At 57.6% G+C, this 16,692-nt stretch carries 13 protein-coding genes; 3 read left to right on the forward strand and 10 right to left on the reverse strand.

All coding sequences use genetic code 11. The features are described 5' to 3' along the window. Positions 1–16 precede the first annotated feature (16 nt). Positions 17–1,015 carry an adenosine deaminase gene (gene add / locus SB719_RS07600; protein ID WP_065649426.1) on the forward strand — a complete coding sequence of 333 codons (999 nt, stop codon included), beginning with the start codon at positions 17–19 and terminating at the stop codon, positions 1,013–1,015. 48 nt (positions 1,016–1,063) lie between these two features. Here the strand turns inward: add and SB719_RS07605 are convergent, their stop codons facing one another. The 5 genes from SB719_RS07605 to SB719_RS07625 all read right to left on the reverse strand — a co-directional run bounded on the left by SB719_RS07605 (position 1,064) and on the right by SB719_RS07625 (position 6,746). Then, entirely contained in the window at positions 1,064–2,104 is a 1,041-nt protein-coding gene (locus tag SB719_RS07605; protein WP_304232034.1) for an oxidoreductase, read from the reverse strand. Between the two features lie 65 nt (positions 2,105–2,169). Continuing rightward, positions 2,170–3,093 carry an arabinose operon transcriptional regulator AraC gene (gene araC, locus SB719_RS07610; RefSeq protein WP_292971609.1) on the reverse strand — a complete coding sequence of 308 codons (924 nt, stop codon included), beginning with the start codon at positions 3,091–3,093 and terminating at the stop codon, positions 2,170–2,172. A 56-nt stretch (positions 3,094–3,149) separates the two neighbouring features. Further along, positions 3,150–4,136: an L-arabinose ABC transporter permease AraH gene (araH, locus tag SB719_RS07615; protein ID WP_065649429.1), complete on the reverse strand. Its 987-nt coding sequence runs from the start codon at positions 4,134–4,136 to the stop codon at positions 3,150–3,152. Between the two features lie 17 nt (positions 4,137–4,153). Next, on the reverse strand, positions 4,154–5,674 hold the full coding sequence (araG, locus tag SB719_RS07620; RefSeq protein ID WP_065649430.1) for an L-arabinose ABC transporter ATP-binding protein AraG: 1,521 nt from the start codon (positions 5,672–5,674) through the stop codon (positions 4,154–4,156). Between the two features lie 88 nt (positions 5,675–5,762). Further along, positions 5,763–6,746 (reverse strand): arabinose ABC transporter substrate-binding protein, encoded by a 984-nt coding sequence (locus SB719_RS07625; protein WP_304232040.1) that lies wholly within the window; start codon positions 6,744–6,746, stop codon positions 5,763–5,765. Positions 6,747–7,113: 367 nt separating this feature from the next. Between SB719_RS07625 and SB719_RS07630 the strand changes: the two genes are divergently transcribed. After that, positions 7,114–8,799: a ribulokinase gene (locus SB719_RS07630; RefSeq protein WP_304232043.1), complete on the forward strand. Its 1,686-nt coding sequence runs from the start codon at positions 7,114–7,116 to the stop codon at positions 8,797–8,799. 12 nt (positions 8,800–8,811) lie between these two features. Continuing rightward, entirely contained in the window at positions 8,812–10,314 is a 1,503-nt protein-coding gene (gene araA, locus SB719_RS07635; protein ID WP_412159111.1) for an L-arabinose isomerase, read from the forward strand. On the opposite strand, the gene SB719_RS07640 is transcribed toward araA, so the two are convergent. The 5 genes from SB719_RS07640 to ytfQ form a co-directional block, all read right to left on the reverse strand. Further along, entirely contained in the window at positions 10,303–10,620 is a 318-nt protein-coding gene (locus SB719_RS07640; protein ID WP_412159112.1) for a hypothetical protein, read from the reverse strand. The two genes, araA and SB719_RS07640, sit on opposite strands and share 12 nt — an antisense overlap. A 1,094-nt stretch (positions 10,621–11,714) precedes the next feature. Then, positions 11,715–12,701, reverse strand: coding sequence for a galactofuranose ABC transporter, permease protein YjfF (yjfF, locus tag SB719_RS07645; RefSeq protein WP_065649435.1), 987 nt, complete (start codon positions 12,699–12,701; stop codon positions 11,715–11,717). Then, positions 12,698–13,699: a galactofuranose ABC transporter, ATP-binding protein YtfT gene (gene ytfT, locus SB719_RS07650; protein ID WP_412159152.1), complete on the reverse strand. Its 1,002-nt coding sequence runs from the start codon at positions 13,697–13,699 to the stop codon at positions 12,698–12,700. The genes yjfF and ytfT overlap by 4 nt, the downstream gene beginning before the upstream one ends. 7 nt (positions 13,700–13,706) lie before the next feature. Continuing rightward, the gene (gene ytfR, locus SB719_RS07655; protein WP_065649437.1) at positions 13,707–15,227 is read right to left on the reverse strand and encodes a galactofuranose ABC transporter, ATP-binding protein YtfR; all 1,521 of its coding nucleotides are present in this window, start codon (positions 15,225–15,227) and stop codon (positions 13,707–13,709) included. Between the two features lie 54 nt (positions 15,228–15,281). Beyond that, positions 15,282–16,238: a galactofuranose ABC transporter, galactofuranose-binding protein YtfQ gene (gene ytfQ / locus SB719_RS07660; RefSeq protein WP_065649438.1), complete on the reverse strand. Its 957-nt coding sequence runs from the start codon at positions 16,236–16,238 to the stop codon at positions 15,282–15,284. Between the last annotated feature and the right edge of the window lie 454 nt (positions 16,239–16,692).

Raw genomic sequence — 16,692 nt, forward strand, 5'->3', positions numbered from 1 at the left:
GACAAGCGAGTGCGCCATGATCGACCAGCAGCTTCCTCTTACCGATATTCACCGCCACCTTGATGGCAATATCCGCGCCCAAACTATTCTCGATCTCGGCCGCCAGTTTAACCTCTCTCTGCCCGCCAGCTCTCTTGAAGCACTGCGTCCTCACGTGCAGGTCACCGCTAACGAACCCGACCTGGTGAGTTTTCTGCAGAAGCTCGACTGGGGCGTTAAGGTGCTGGGCGATCTCGACGCCTGTCGCCGCATTGCGCTGGAAAACGTCGAAGATGCAGCGCGTGCAGGCATTCACTATGCGGAACTCCGCTTCTCTCCGGGCTATATGGCGATGACCCATAATCTGCCGGTAGCGGGCGTAACAGAAGCGGTAATTGATGGTGTGCGTGCGGGCGTGAAGCAGTACGGTGTGGATGTCAATCTGATTGGCATTATGAGCCGCACCTTTGGTGAAGAGGCGTGCCTGCGCGAGCTGGAAGGATTACTGGCACATCGCGACGGTATCACCGCCGTGGATCTGGCGGGCGATGAGCTGGGCTTTCCGGGCAGTGAGTTTCTGAGCCACTTCAACCGGGCACGTGACGCCGGTTTTCGCATCACCGTGCACGCCGGCGAAGCGGCGGGTCCGGAGAGTATCTGGCAGGCCATTCGCGAACTGGGCGCGGAGCGTATCGGTCACGGCGTTAAGGCGATTGAAGATCGGGCGCTGATGGATTTTCTGGCTGAGCAGCGTATCGGCATCGAATCCTGCCTGACCTCAAACATCCAGACCAGCACCGTCTCCTCGCTGGAGAAGCATCCGCTGAAAGCGTTCCTGCAGCACGGTATTCTGGCCACGCTGAATACTGATGACCCGGCGGTTCAGGGTGTGGAACTGGCGCATGAATATGAGGTGGCGGCCCCTGCAGCAGGTCTCTCTCTGGCAGAGATCCGCCAGGCGCAGGAAAATGGTGTGGCGATTGCATTCCTGAGCGAAGCGGAGAAAGCGGCGCTGCGCCAGCGCGTAGCAGGCTGAGGCGCTAAGCACCAGAGATAACGCGCCGCCCTGCGGCGGCGCGTAACATCAGCGCGGTGACATCGTCTGACGCTTCTCTGCAGACTGCAGACCCAGCTCAATCAGCTCCATAACCTGTATCGCCTCTTCTGCCTGCACCGGATTTTGCCCCGTGCCGGCTATCGCGTCGCGGATCGCCGCATAGTAGGCCGGATAGTTGCCCGGCTGCGTCAGCAGCTCCTGCTCCACCAGCATATCGCCTTCCGCCAGCGTCAGCGTGCCGTTGCGCATATCGTAGCCCCACGCCTGCTGCGGCGGTCTGGCGCCTGATTTCAGACTATCCTCCTGCGGATCGAGCCCATACTTTACGTAGCTGCCGCGCGTGCCGTGTACCACAAAGCGCGGTGACTCTGCTGCCACCAGCATGCTGGCGTGCAGCACCACGCGGCGCGTCGGGTAAGTCAGCACCGCGTGGAAATAGTCAGTGGTTTGCGCGCCCGGGCGCAGCTCTGCCATATCCACATTGATCGCGACCGGCATACCAAACAGCTGCAGCGCCTGATCCAGCACGTGCGGGCCGAGGTCAAACCAGATGCCGCTGCCCGGTCCCTTCATCTCGCGCCAGCGCTGGCGAACTTCCGGGCGAAAGCGGTCGAAATGTGACTCCAGATAGCGTATCTCGCCAAGCGTGCCCTCACTGAGTAACATTTTCAGCGTCAGAAAATCGCTGTCCCAGCGGCGGTTATGGAATACCGACAGCAGCAATCCTCTGGATTTTGCCAGCTGATCGAGCTCACGCGCCTGCGATAGCGTGACGGTGAAAGGCTTGTCAACGACCACATGCTTGCCGGCATTCAGGGCCGCTTTAGCCAGCGGAAAATGGGTGTCATTGGGGGTGGGGATCACAATCAGCTGCAGGGTGGGATCGTCCAGCAGCGCCTGCGGATCGGCGACGACCTGTACCGAGGGCCAGTCAGCATGCACTTTAGCGGCATCACTGCTGGAGATCGCTGCCAGTTCCATATCGGCTGTTCCGGCGATTAAAGGGGCATGAAAGGTTTTACTGGCAAAGCCATAGCCTATCAGGCCGACACGTAGTTTATCGCTCATTCTCACTCCTTTTGTCATATACCCGACTGATTTAAGACGAATCAGCCGGTGAGAACAAGGTGGAATCAGCTGAAAGAGATCGCCCGGCCAGGCTCCGGCCAGTTCTGCTGCGCTTCGAGCGCGTCGTGCGCATCCTGGCTGCGGCGGCGGAAATCACTCGGGCTGACGCCCACGCGTTTGCGGAACACGCGTGAAAAGTAGAGCTGATCGTCATAACCTACTTCCCGTCCCACGGAGGCGATAGGCTCCTGCGTTGTCTGCAGCAGCAGCTTGGCGCGGATCACCCGCTGATCTTCACGCCAGCGCAGCAGATTAATGCCCATCTGTTCGCGGAACAGATGCGCCAGCCGCGAAGGCGATAAACAGACATGCCGCGCCACCTCCTCGATTTTGACTTCGCTGGCAAGATGATTGGTCACAAACTGGCAGGCTTCAATCACACGCGGATCGCGAATTTGCTGATGACTGCGCGGATCCTCTTCCACCGCACGCAGCAGCAGACGCTCCAGCAGGTTCATCGCCAGCTCTTCAGCAAAGCGACGCCCGGAGTTGTGCGTCTGTTCAATGCTGGCAAACAGGCGATCAAATTCGCCGCACAGCGCTTCGGTCAGACGCAGCCGGCCCACGCCCTGCTTCTGATCCTGCCACTCCAGCCAGTCGATCCAGTAGGCGCGCGGCCGAAAATAGACCCAGCGATGGTGCCAGCACGGACTGTCTGGTGCACGTCCATAGTAGTGCGGCGTTTTCGGCTGGAACAGCAGCAGGTCACCCGGCTCACAGTCAAAAGCGGATTCGCCATCAAAGATCCGGCCTTTGCCACGGATGGTGAGATTGAGAATATAGCCCTTCATCCCCAGCGGTCGATCGATAAAAAAGTCGAGCGGCTCCTGCGCGTTAATTGGCGTGAGTCCCGCTACCAGCCAGGCGTTAAACGGATAGCCCGGCAGCAGGGGGTTCTGTTGTTCACTGGGGGGTTCGCGATGGTACATAGTGCCCTCACTCTCAGCATGACGCGCGGCGCAACACCCGGGTTGCGCCGCCAGGATCAAACGGCTCTGTTTTTCTGTTTATAGCGATCGAAAATCACTGCGGCTAACAGTATCAGACCCCGCACGACATACTGTGAGAATGGCGAGATATTCAGTAAATTCATCGCATTCTCTACGGTCCCCAGGATCAGCACCCCCGCCACCACATAGGAAATTTTACCGATGCCGCCCTTCAGCGAGACGCCGCCCAGCACGCAGGCCGAGATCACAATCAGTTCATAGCCCAGCGAAGTCATGGGCTGACCGCTGGTCATACGCGAGGCCAGAATGATGCCCGCGGCGGCTGAAACCAGTCCTGAAAGGATAAAGATAATGATGCGGGTACGCACTACCGGCACGCCAGCCAGCCGGGCAGCTTCTTCATTGCCGCCAATTGCCAGTGTATTGCGGCCAAACGTGGTTTTGTTCAGCAGGAAACCAAACGCAACCATGGTGGCAATGGTGAGCCAGATAGGTGCCGGCACGCCCAGCCAGTTAGCATAACCCAGCGCAAAAAAGCGTTCATCTTCAATGCCTACCGCTTTACCGTCAGAGAAGATATAGGCCAGTCCGCGCACAATCTGCATCGTTGCCAGCGTGGTGATCAGGGCGTTGATTTTTAACCGGGCAATGACAAATCCGTTCACAAAACCGGTCGCCATACCCAGCAGCAGCCCGGCGGCTACGCCAATCCACAGGCTTTCGGTCATGTTGATCACCACCGCCGTCACCACGCCGGCGCAGGCGATAACCGAGGCGATGGAGAGATCAAAGTCGCCCGACGCCAGACAGAACAGCATACCGCAGGCCACCATGCCGGACATCGACATCGCCAGGCCCAGCCCTTTCATATTAATAAACGTGCCAAAGTTCGGCACAAAGATGGCGCAGACAATAAACAGCAGCGCAAAAACCACCAGCATGCCGAAATTGTCCCAGATACGTCCCAGCTGCAGCCCGCTGCGCTGCACCGGTGGCGTATTGGAAGTGGTAGATGAAGCCATTGTTGCTCTCCTGTACATCAGGCCACGGCGGCCGCTTGAGGGGTTTTCGGCATCGCCAGACTGAGCGTCAGCTGTTCGGTTGCCGTGTCGTGCGTCAGTTCTCCGGCAATTTCACCTTCGCGCATGACAATAATGCGGTCGGCGAGCCCCATCACTTCGGGCAGATCGCTGGATGCAAACAGCACCGCAATCCCTTTGCCTGCCAGTTGGTAAATCAGATTGTAAATTTCATGCTTCGCGCCAACGTCAATACCGCGCGTTGGCTCATCCAGCATGATCACGTTCATCTCTTCCGAGAGCCAGCGACCCAGAATGGCCTTTTGCTGGTTGCCCCCGGAGAGGTTCATGATCAGCTGATGCGGACCAGGCGTCTTGATATTGAGCGAACGGATATGGCTTTCTGCGTTTTTCGCCTCCCAGGCAGGTCTGATCAGGCAGCCCGCCGTGAGGTTATGGCGTCGCGCGCTGATATTGATGTTCTCCCGCACGGAGTGCACCGGAATAATGCCTTCCGCTTTGCGATCTTCAGGACAGAGCATAATGCCCGCCCGGATGGCATCAATCGGCTGGCGGATCGTGAGCGGCCTGCCATCAAGTGAAACCGTGCCGCCACGCAGTTTTGTGGCCCCAAACAGCCCTTTCATCAGCTCGCTGCGTCCGGCGCCTACCAGACCAAACAACCCTACAATTTCTCCCGCGCGCACGGTCAGTGAGACAGGCATGCGCACCCCTTTCGCCTCGACCTGGTCGAGCTGAAAACGAACGGCGCCCAGCTCGCGTGGCGCATAGCCATAGATATCGCCCAGGTTGCGCCCGACCATCGCCTCGACCAGATCGTCGTGGTGGGTATTGGGCATATCCGTAAACGTGCGCACATAGCGGCCATCTTTAAACACGGTAATTGCATCGCTCAGGGCAAAAATCTCCTCCATGCGATGCGACACATAAAGCACCACCCGTCCTTCGGCCCGCAGCTGACGGATAACGCGGAACAGATGCTCAATTTCGCGCGCTGAGAGCGAACTGGTTGGTTCATCAAACGCAATAATGCGGGCGTTGCGCGCCAGCGCCTTTGCAATCTCCACCATCTGCCACTGACCCAGTGAGAGATATTTCAGTGGCATATCGGGATCGATATCCATCCCGAGGTTTTTCAGCTGCAGTCCGGCTTCATAACGCAGCAGTTTGCGGTTTACCAGACCGCGTTTATGCGGCAGCTGGCCGAGATAGATATTCTCCGCCACGCTCATTTCCGGTACCAGGTGCAGCTCCTGATAGATGATGGCGACGCCGGCATCCAGCGCATCAACCGTATTGGTGAAGTGTTTTGCCTCGCCCTGGATGCGGATTTCGCCGCTTGTGGGCTGATAACTGCCGCTGAGGATCTTCAGCAGCGTTGATTTTCCTGCGCCGTTTTCGCCCATCAGCGCGTGCACCTCACCGGCGCGGCACTCAAAGCCGATATCCTGCAGTGCTTTTACGCCAGGAAAGGTTTTGCTGATGCCATGAAAAGAGAGAAATGCCTGATCGGTCTCCATGGAAACTCCTGATAATGCCCGTCGGATTTCAGGTGCGCATAAATGCGCACCCTGCAAACCAGGTACGCATGAATGCGCGCCCTGTGCGTTACATCAGCCCTTTCTTCGCCAGTTCGGTTTTGAAGTTATCGCGGGTGATCAGCACCACATCCGTCACCTCTGTAAATCTGGCAGGTTCTTCGCCTTTAGTGACCCAGTTGTAGAGCATCTGGCTGCTCTTATAACCGTGAACGTCCGGGCTGGGCAGCAGTGAACCATAGAAACCGGTCGCGGAACCTTTAGAGAGTTCGCTGATCGCATCCACGCCGTTAATGCCGATACCAATCACATCCGGCGCTTTGAAACCCTGGCCCTCAGTGGCACGCACGCCGCCCAGCACGGTGTTATCGTTCATGCCGACAATCAGCCAGTGTTTCACTTCCGGGTGCTGCACCAGCAGCGAGTTACCGGCATCAAACGCACCGGGAATATCGTTGGATTTGGTCGGGACCTGATAAATCTGCTTCTCAGGGAAGCCTGCTGCTTTAATAGCCGCCATCGAGCCGCCGGTACGACGACGCGCCGTATCCAGTTCGTTAGCGGTGATCGCCATCACCGCCGTCTCTTTAACGTCCCAGCCGCGTTTCTGCATCTCTTTATAGAGTTCCTGACCCTGGCGCTCGCCGATCTTTGTTGCCGCCATCATTACCAGCGGAACGGTCTCCATTGGCTTGCCTTTCGCCGTGACAAACTGGTCATCTACCGCGATCACTTTCAGATCGTAGCTGCGCGCTTTCGCCATAATGGCCGAGCCGAGTTTGGGATCGGGGGTGCAGATGACAAAACCTTCCGCACCGCTGGCCGCGAGGCTGTCGATGGCGTTAAGCGTTTTTTCACCATCGGGGACCGCAATTTTAATCACCTCAAAACCCAGATCTTTGCCGGCTTTATCAGCAAATTTCCATTCGGTCTGAAACCACGGCTCCTCAGGTTGTTTAACGAGAAAACCGAGCTTCATCGTCTCGGCGATAGCGGAATGTGACATAACCGCGGCGAGGCTGACGGCCGCCAGCGCTTTAGTGAATTTATGCATGATGCTCTCCGGCACAATGGTGTTTTATCGCTGTTATTAACGTTTTTGTGTAAACGCTACCATCTGAATTCTGCTTTCTTGTACAGCGCAAAATCAGTGCGTTAGCTCAAGAGTTGCTGAAAGGCTGTGCAAACGCTGGGCTAGTTGTAGCGAGAAATGCGGCACAAAATGTAGAGCGGTATCACATAGCAAAACGAAGGCAAAAATATCCATATATTCAGCAAAATTAACCGGTGCCTGACTTTTGCGGCCGATCACACAACCTCTCCGATGACAGAAAAGTACATATTGTCAGCCACTGATGACTAACGGCCCGGGACATTGCCTCGCAGGATAGAACCCATATAACTCACACAGGAGAATCCCGATGGGTGCTGGCGCCATAACAATTGGGCTGGATTTTGGCAGTGACTCAGTGCGTGCGCTGGCGGTTGACTGCCACAGCGGCAAAGAGCTGGAAAAAGCGGTGGTCAACTATTCGCGCTGGGCGCAGGGCCAGTTCTGCGACGCGCACGCTAACCGGTTTCGTCATCATCCGCAGGACTACATCGATGCCATGGAGCAGGCGCTGGTCAGCGTGCTGCAGGCATTAACGCCTGAACAGCGCGCGGCGGTAGCCGGGATCGGCGTGGATACAACCGGATCAACGCCGGCGCCTGTCGATCGCGACGGTAATGTCCTGGCGCTGCGACCGGAATTTGCCGCAAATCCCAACGCCATGTTTGTGCTGTGGAAAGATCATACTGCCATTGAAGAAGCTGAAGCGATCACGCGTCTGTGTCACAGCGGGCGCTTTACCGACTACACCCGCTATATTGGCGGCATTTACTCCTCCGAATGGTTCTGGGCGAAAATCTTACACGTCTCGCGGGAGGATGCCGCCGTGCGGGAGGCGGCTGTTTCCTGGGTTGAACTCTGCGACTGGGTGCCGGCGCTGCTAAGCGGTACGACCGCCCCCGATAAGCTGCGTCGCGGGCGCTGCGCCGCCGGACATAAATCGCTCTGGCATCCGGAGTGGCAGGGCCTGCCGGACGTGGCCTTTCTCAACGCGCTTGACCCCATGCTGACAGAACAGCTCGATTCACCGCTGTTTACCGATACCTGGACCGCCGACCTGCCGGTTGGCACGCTGAGCGCTGAATGGGCTGCCCGCCTCGGCTTATCGGAACAGGTGGTTATCTCTGGCGGCGCCTTTGACTGCCACATGGGCGCGGTCGGGGCCGGTGCTCAGCCCTATACGCTGGTAAAAGTCATTGGTACATCAACCTGCGACATTCTGATTGCAGACAGTGAAACCGTCGGCGACCGCGCGATCCGGGGCATTTGCGGCCAGGTCGACGGCAGCGTTGTCCCTGGTGCGATTGGCTGCGAAGCGGGCCAGTCGGCCTTTGGCGATATCTATGCCTGGTTCAGCCGCCTGCTCGGCTGGCCACTGCAACAGGCGGCGCAGCGTCATCCTGAACTGCAACCGCAGCTGGCTGCGCTGCAGCAGGACCTGATCCGCGAGCTTACCGAAGCCTGGGCCGCCAATCCGCAACTTGATCATCTGCCGGTGGTGCTGGACTGGTTTAATGGTCGCCGTACCCCGGATGCCAATCAGCGGCTGAAAGGCGTCATTACCGATCTTAATCTGGGCACCGATGCACCGGCACTGTTTGGCGGGCTGATCGCCGCCACGGCTTTTGGCGCAAGGGCCATTATGGAGTGCTTTGAGCAGCAGGCGATTCCGGTAAAAAGCATTCTGACGCTGGGGGGGATCGCCCGCAAATCCCCTGCCATTATGCAGGCGTGCTGTGATGTGATGAACCGTCCGCTGGATATTGTTGCGTCGGACGAGTGCTGCGCACTGGGTGCGGCAATTTTTGCGGCCGTGGCGGCAGAGGTCTATCCCGACGTACCTGCCGCTCAGCAGGTGATGGCCAGCCCGATTGCAGTCACGCTGCAGCCCGACGCACAGCGCGTAGCGGCGTATCAGCAGCTCTATCAACGTTATCAAAACTGGTGTGAGGCGGCTGAACCACAGTACGCGCCGCGCACCCTATCCGCACAGTAAAGGAGTGGTTTAATGGAACAGCATAACGCACAGCACGTGTGGTTTGTTATCGGTACACAGCACCTCTACGGCGCGGAAACGTTGCGCCAGGTGGAAGAGCACGCGCGTCAGGTAATGGAAGGGCTTAATCAGGCGGGTACACTGCCGGTGCCGCTGGTGCTTCAGCCGCTGGTCAAATCGCCGGATGAGGCGCTGGCGCTCTGCCGGGCAGCGAATCACGACAACCAGTGCGTCGGCATCATCACCTGGCTGCACACGTTTTCGCCGGCAAAAATGTGGATTGGCGGACTGAGCGTTTTAAATAAGCCGCTGCTGCAGTTCCATACCCAGTTTAATGCAGAGATCCCGTGGGACAGCATGGATATGGATTTTATGAACCTGAACCAGACCGCACACGGCGGCCGCGAGTTCGGTTTCATCGGCGCACGTATGGGATTACAGCATAGCGTGATCACCGGCCACTGGCAGGATCGCACCAGCCAGCAGCGTATCAGCCGCTGGATCAACGCCGTGCTGGCAAAACAGGCGAGCCAGCAGCTTAAGGTTGCCCGTTTTGGCGATAACATGCGTGAAGTTGCCGTCACTGAAGGTGACAAGGTTGCCGCCCAGATCCAGTTTGGCTACGCCGTTAACGGCTGGGGCGTGGGCGATCTGGTTGAAGTGATCAATGGCGTCAGCGACGGTGACGTCAGCGCGCTGATCGATGAGTATGAGAGTCAGTATCTCTTCAGCGAGGCGGCAGCCGTTAACGGCGACAAGCGGCAGAACGTGCTGGACGCTGCGCGCATTGAGCTGGGCCTGAAACGCTTCCTCGAGGATGAAGGGTGTAAAGCGTTTACCACCAACTTCCAGACGCTGCACGGTATGACGCAGCTGCCAGGGCTGGCAGTGCAGCGTCTGATGGGCCAGGGCTATGGCTTTGCCGGCGAGGGTGACTGGAAAACCGCAGCGCTGCTGCACATTCTCAAAGTGCAGGCAGGTACACGTGCGGGCGGTACCTCTTTTATGGAGGATTACACGTATCACTTCTCGCCGGGCAACGATCTGGTGCTGGGTTCGCACATGCTGGAAGTTTGTCCTTCTATCGCCAAAGAGGAGAAACCGCTGATTGATGTTCAGTTCCTGGGTATTGGCGGCAAGGCCGATCCGGCGCGCCTGATTTTCTCGACGCCGGCCGGACGCGCGATCAATGCCAGCGTGATCGATCTTGGCGATCGTTTCCGCCTGCTGGTTAACGTGGTGGATGCGATTGAGCAGCCTAAACCGCTGCCAAAGCTGCCGGTTGCCCGTGCGCTGTGGCGTGCTCAGCCGTCGCTGGCAACGGCGTCAGAAGCCTGGATCCTTGGCGGCGGCGCGCACCACACGGTATTCAGCCAGGCGCTGGATCTGGAGGATATGTATCTCTACGGCGAACTGAACGGTATTGAAGTCATGGTGATCGATGAAGAAACCCGCCTGCCTGCGTTTAAGGACGCGCTGCGCTGGAACGAAGTCTATTACCGCTTAGCCCGCTGATTCTGATAACTGACCAGAAATTAAGCCGCGCGCCGTCGCGGCTTTTTTATTGCCTGAAATTCCCGGTTTAAAATCGGCCAGGGAGCCAATATCGGCCAGGGGCGCATGAATGCGTATGGCCGAAGAGCCGGTGTCGGCCAGGGGCGCATGAATGCGTATGGCCGAAGAGTCGGTGTCGGCCAGGGGCGCATGAATGCGTATGGCCGAAGAGTCGGTGTCGGCCAGGGGCGCATTAATGCGTATGGCCAGGGAGCCAATATCGGCCAGGGGCGCATAAATGCGCCCCCTACGGGGTAACGGTGGCATGCCGCCCTGGTTTCCGCAGATATCCGATACGGGAAGATGGGGTTCTGGCAACGCGTGATGGGGCTGGCAGGCCGGTAAAGCCCGGGGCGAAGAGCAAAGCGTCCGCGCCAGGGATGGCGCGGCCAATCGGCAGGACGCCGGGTTCCTTTACGATCGCCCCGGGCTTTACCGGCCGTGGTATCGAAATGAATGGAGGCCAGGGAGCCGGTGTCAGCCAGGGACGCATTAATGCGTATGGCTGAGGAGCCGGTATCGGCCAGGGGCGCATTAATGCGTATGGCTGAGGAGCCGGTGTCGGCCAGGGGCGCATAAATGCGTATGGCTGAGGAGCCGGTGTCGGCCAGGGGCGCATTAATGCGCCCCCTACGGGGGTAACGGTGGCACGCCGCAGGGGCGGCATTAATGCCGCCCTGGTTTCCGCAGATATCCGGTACGGGAAGATGGGGTTCTGGCAACGCGTGATGGGGCTGGCAGGCCGGTAAAGCCCGGGGCGAAGAGCAAAGCGTCCGCGTCAGGGATGGTGCGGACGATTGGCAGGACGCCGGGTTCCTTTACGATCGCCCCGGGCTTTACCGGCCGTGGTATTGAAATGAATGGAGGCCAGAGAGCCAATATCGGCCAGGGGCGCATGAATGCGTATGGCCGAAGAACCGGTGTCGGCCAGGGGCGCATGAATGCGCCCCCTCCGGGGTAACGGTGGCACGCCGCAGGGGCGGCATTAATGCCGCCCTGGTTTCTGCAGATATCCGGTACGGGAAGATGGGGTTCTGGCAACGCGTGATGGGGCTGGCAGGCCGGTAAAGCCCGGGGCGAAGAGCAAAGCGTCCGCGCCAGGGATGGCGCGGCCGATCGGCTGGACGCCGGGTTCCTGTGCGATCGCCCCGGGCTTTACCGGCCGTGGTATCGAAATGAATGGAGGCCGAAGAGCCAATATCGGCCAGGGGCGAATTAATGCGTATGGCCGAAGAACCGGTGTCAGCCAGGGGCGCATGAATGCGTATGGCTGAGGAGCCGGTGTCGGCCAGGGGCGCATTAATGCGCCCCCTACGGGTGGGATGATGCCGGATGGAGGCCAGGGGCGTATAAATGCGCCCCTACGGGGTCAGGCGTTTGACCGGTGCGTTTTGCTGGCGATCCCACATCACGGTCAGCATGCGCTGCAAGGCGATAAAAGCAAACAGCAGGATGCCGATAGCAATCTTGGTCCACCACGAACTCAGCGTCCCGTCGAAATTAATCCACGTCTGAATCAGACCCTGAATCAGTACGCCAAACAGCGTGCCGAGCACGGTACCCACACCGCCCGACAGCAGCGTACCGCCAATCACTACCGAAGCAATTGCATCCAGCTCTACGCCCAGCCCGGCCAGCGCGTAACCGGCTGAGGTATAGATAGAGAACACAATACCGGCCAGCGTCGCCAGCGTTGTGGAAAGCATATAAACCTTAATGGTCGTCGCGCGGGTCGACACGCCCATCAGCTGCGCCGAGGTGAGATTGCCGCCAATAGCGTATACCTGATTTCCGAATCGGGTACGGTGCGCCAGAATAATGCCCCCGGCGACCACTACCAGCATAATCACCGCCAGCAGGCTCAGCCGTCCGCCGCCAGGGATTTTCCACGCCAGGCCTGACAGCGTGGCGTAAAGAGGATGATCGATCGGAATGGAATTCTCTGACACCAGGTAACTGCAGCCGCGCAGAAAAAACATACCTGCCAGCGTAATAATAAACGCCGGGATCTTCAGCGCATCAATCAGCCAGCCCATCATGGCGCCGAACAGCGCCCCCAGCGCGAGAACCACTGCAAACGCCAGCAGCGGATCCAGGTGGAAATCACCGATAATGCGTGCCAGAAACACGCCGGTAAAGGCGATCACCGCCCCTACAGACAGATCGATGCCGCCGGACAAAATCACAAAGGTCATGCCCACGGCAATAATGCCCAGAAAAGCGTTATCCGTCAGAATATTGCAGATAACCCGTGTTGATGCGAAGCCTGGAAACTGGCTCAGACAGAACAGATAACCTGCCACAAATACCAGCAGCGTGATCATCAATGGCAAATGACGCTTTATCATCTTGAACGCTTCCCCTTCAGCATGGCGATAAAACGCGGCGACTGCAGCAACAGCACGCACATCACGACCACCGCTTTCACCACCTGGTTCAGTTCCGGCGGGAAACCCGACAGCAGGATCCCGGTATTCATAGACTGGATAATCAGAGCACCCATCAGCGACAGCACCAGATTAAAGCGGCCGCCCATCAGGGATGCGCCGCCAATCACCACGGCCAGAATGGCATCCAGCTCCAGCCACAGGCCGGCGTTATTGGCGTCAGCACCCCGGATATCGGCCGCCACAATCAGTCCGGCCACCGCCGCACATAAGCCGCTAATCACATAGGTCGACATCACCACCAGCCAGCCGTTAACGCCTGCATTGCGCGCCGCGCGCAGGTTGATGCCCACCGCTTCAATAAACAGCCCCAGCGCTGTTTTGCGCGTCAGCAACCAGACGGCCAGCGCCACCAGCAGCGTGATCCACACCGGTACCGGTAACCAGAGCAGCGAGCCGCTGCCAAACCACGCCAGGCTCTCGCTGTTGAACGTCACGATCTGCCCCTGCGTAATCAGCTGGGCCACGCCCCGCCCCGCTACCATAAGAATCAGCGTGGCCACAAACGGCTGAATCTTCAGCAGCGCGACCAGCACCCCATTCCATAAGCCGCATAGCAGACCGGTGCCCAGCGTTACCAGTACAATCACGCTCAGGCTATGTCCGGCGACGGTCAGCGTGGCCGCCGTTGCGCCCGCAATCGCCATAACCGCACCCACGGACAGATCAATTCCGCCGGTCGCAATCACCAGCGTCATCCCCACGGCGAGCAGCGCTACCGGCGCAGCACGGTTCAGAATATCGATTGGGCTGCCAAACAGACGACCATCCTGAATATGAATGGCAAAAAAGTTATTCGCGACCAGGCTGTCAATCAGCAGCACCAGAATCAGCGCGGCGATCTGTGGCATACCCGGCGGCAGTTTCAGCTTACGTCTTTCAGGTTTTGACTGTGTCATAGGTGATTCAAGCATGTTGTGCGCCTCCCTCAGCAATGGCGTTCACAATGGACGCCACGGAGAGCTGCTCGAGTGGAATTTCAGCCACCTGCTTCAGATCGCGCATAATCACTACGCGATCGGCGTAGCCAACCAGCTCTTCCAGTTCCGAAGAGATCACCAGCAGCGCCAGACCATCCGCGCAGAGCGACTCGATCAAACGAATAATCTCAGCGTGCGCCCCCACATCGATGCCGCGCGTGGGCTCATCCAGGATCAGAAACTGGGGTTTGGTCACCAGCCAGCGCGACAGCAGCACCTTCTGCTGATTGCCGCCTGACAGCAACTCGATCGGCTGGTCGGCATGCGGCGTACGAATGCCGAGACTTTTAATGAAGCGATCGGCAATAGCCTGCTGCTCGCGTCGTTTGATTGGACGCAGCCAGCCGCGCTGAGCCTGCAGCGCCAGAATAATATTCTCACGCACGGAAGCCGCACCAATAATGCCATCTGTTTTACGATCTTCGGGACAGAACCCCATTCCGAGGCGGGAGGCCTGCGCCGGGGTGCGAATAGTCTGCACCTTGCCTTTAATGCGCGCAGTACCGCGATCGGCACGCCGGATCCCAAACAGCACCTCTGCGGTTTCAGTGCGGCCTGAGCCGAGCAGACCCGCCAGGCCGACTACCTCGCCCGGCCTGACCTGCAGGCTGAAGGGTTCAATGGTGCCTTTTTTGCCGTAATCTTCAAACGCTACCACCGGCTGATCGCTGCGTAAGGTGCTGCCCTGCCGCTGCAGTGCGGTTTCGAGCAGCTCACGCCCCAGCATCAGTTTGATAAGCTCTATTTGCGGCAGTGAGGCGGTATCACGCGTGGCAATAAACTGGCCGTTGCGTAACACGGTAATGCGATCGGTAATACGGTACACCTGATCAAGAAAATGGGTCACAAATATCAGACTCATGCCTCTGGCGCGCAGCTGCGCCATCAGCGTAAACAGCATCTCTACTTCACTGGCATCCAGACTCGCCGTGGGTTCATCCAGAATCAGTATCTGTGCGGACAAATCGACCGCGCGGCAGATAGCGATAATCTGCTGCATGGCGACAGAGTAATGTCCCAGCGGGCGCGTTACATCCAGCGCGAAGCCATAATTGCGCATCAGCGTGTCAGCATCACGGTTCATTTTGCGACGATCGACCATGCCAAAACGCTTTGGCTCACGGCCAATATAAAGGTTATCCGCCACCGACATATTTGGCAGCAGGTTAACTTCCTGATAGACCGTGCCGATCCCTGCGCGCTGCGCATCTGCCGTACTGTGCGGCGTGATTGCCTCTCCGTTAAGGGTGACAGTACCGGCATCGCGTGAATAGACGCCGGTCAGCACTTTAATCAGCGTTGATTTACCAGCGCCGTTTTCACCCAGCAGCGCCATGATCTCGCCTTTGCGGATAGTAAACGACACGTTGTCCAGCGCTTTTACGCCGGGAAACCCTTTACTGATGCCGCTCAGCGTGAGCAGCGGTGTATCATCGATGGTGCTCATCAGGCTCTACCTCGCTGACGTCAGCAGAGCCGCCCCGCAGGGCGGCTGCAGGGATCAGTAACCCATGTTTTTCTTTTTATCGAGTTCTGTCTGCGCATCCGCCGGCAGGAAGAGCTTCGACTCCGTTTTAATGATTTTTGGTGGCATGGTGCCATCTTTCTTAAACTTCTCCAGCGCATCAAACGCCGGGCCGGCCATATCTGGCGTCAGCTCTACGTTGGCATTGGCCTCACCGGCCAGCATCGCTTTATAGATATCCGGTACGCCATCAATCGACCCCGTCAGAATATCTTTGCCCGGCTTCAGACCTGCTTCTTTTATCGCCTGGATGGCACCGATTGCCATATCATCATTGTGGGCATACACCATGCAGATGTTTTTGCCGTTATTCTCAGCTTTAATAAAGCTCTCCATCACCTCTTTACCTTTACTGCGGGTAAAGTCACCGGATTGAGAACGGATCACTTTAATGTTGTTATGTCCGGCTATCGCCTCTGCAAACCCTTTTTTACGATCAATAGCCACACTGGCACCGACCGTTCCCTGCAGTTCGACAACGTTACACTGCTTGTCGCCGACGGTTTTCACCAGCCAGTCACCAATCAGCTTGCCTTCCAGCACGTTGTCTGCGGTCACCACTGACATGTAGAGGGATTTATCCTTAACGACAATGGCGCGATCCAGCAGGAATACCGGGATTTTGGCATCTTTCGCTTCTTCCAGCACCGGCTCCCAGCCGGTCTGCACCACCGGCGCGATGAAGATGGCATCCACTCCCTGAGCAATAAACGAACGTACTGCTTTGATCTGATTTTCCTGCTTCTGCTGGCCATCGGCGATTTTCAGCGTAATGCCGCGCTTTTTAGCTTCGCTTTTCGCTACGCTGGTTTCAGCTGCACGCCAGCCCGATTCTGAACCAACCTGCGAGAATCCCACTGTCATATCAGCAGCCAGCACCGGCGTGCTAAGCGCGGCGCTTACCATGGCGGTCAGGAGTAAACGTTTCCACATAGTTTTCATTCCTCTGAAGGGAGTGTGTAGTCGGGGTACAAACGCAGATTAAGCCTGACGTAATTCAGGTAAAACTAGCGCGACGTAACTCACAAAACAGAATGATTTAAAGGAGTTACGCTGTTGAAGCATGATTAGTGACCGTCAGCTTTATGGATAAAACGGCTGTGTTTTATTATCGAAGGGGATAAATAACTGTAATAAACAGAACTGGTTAGATTTGAACAGGCTGGAAGCGATTACAACGGCTGCGTAAAGAATGGTTATGCTGTTGTTCATAAAGCAATAAGCAATTTTGTGATAACCCGCACACTACGCCAGACGGTACGCTGGCTTAATCAACCCGTTGTGCCGGCGGGACTTAATTGCCGGCAAAAAATAAATAAAAAAAGCGCGGCGGTTATCCCCTGTTAGTTTTTCTCACAGCAGGGGAAATAAGATGTTTTCAAAATAG

Source organism: Pantoea sp. SIMBA_079, assembly GCF_046940275.1.
In the GTDB taxonomy this organism is placed as follows: Bacteria; Pseudomonadota; Gammaproteobacteria; order Enterobacterales; family Enterobacteriaceae; genus Pantoea; species Pantoea borealis.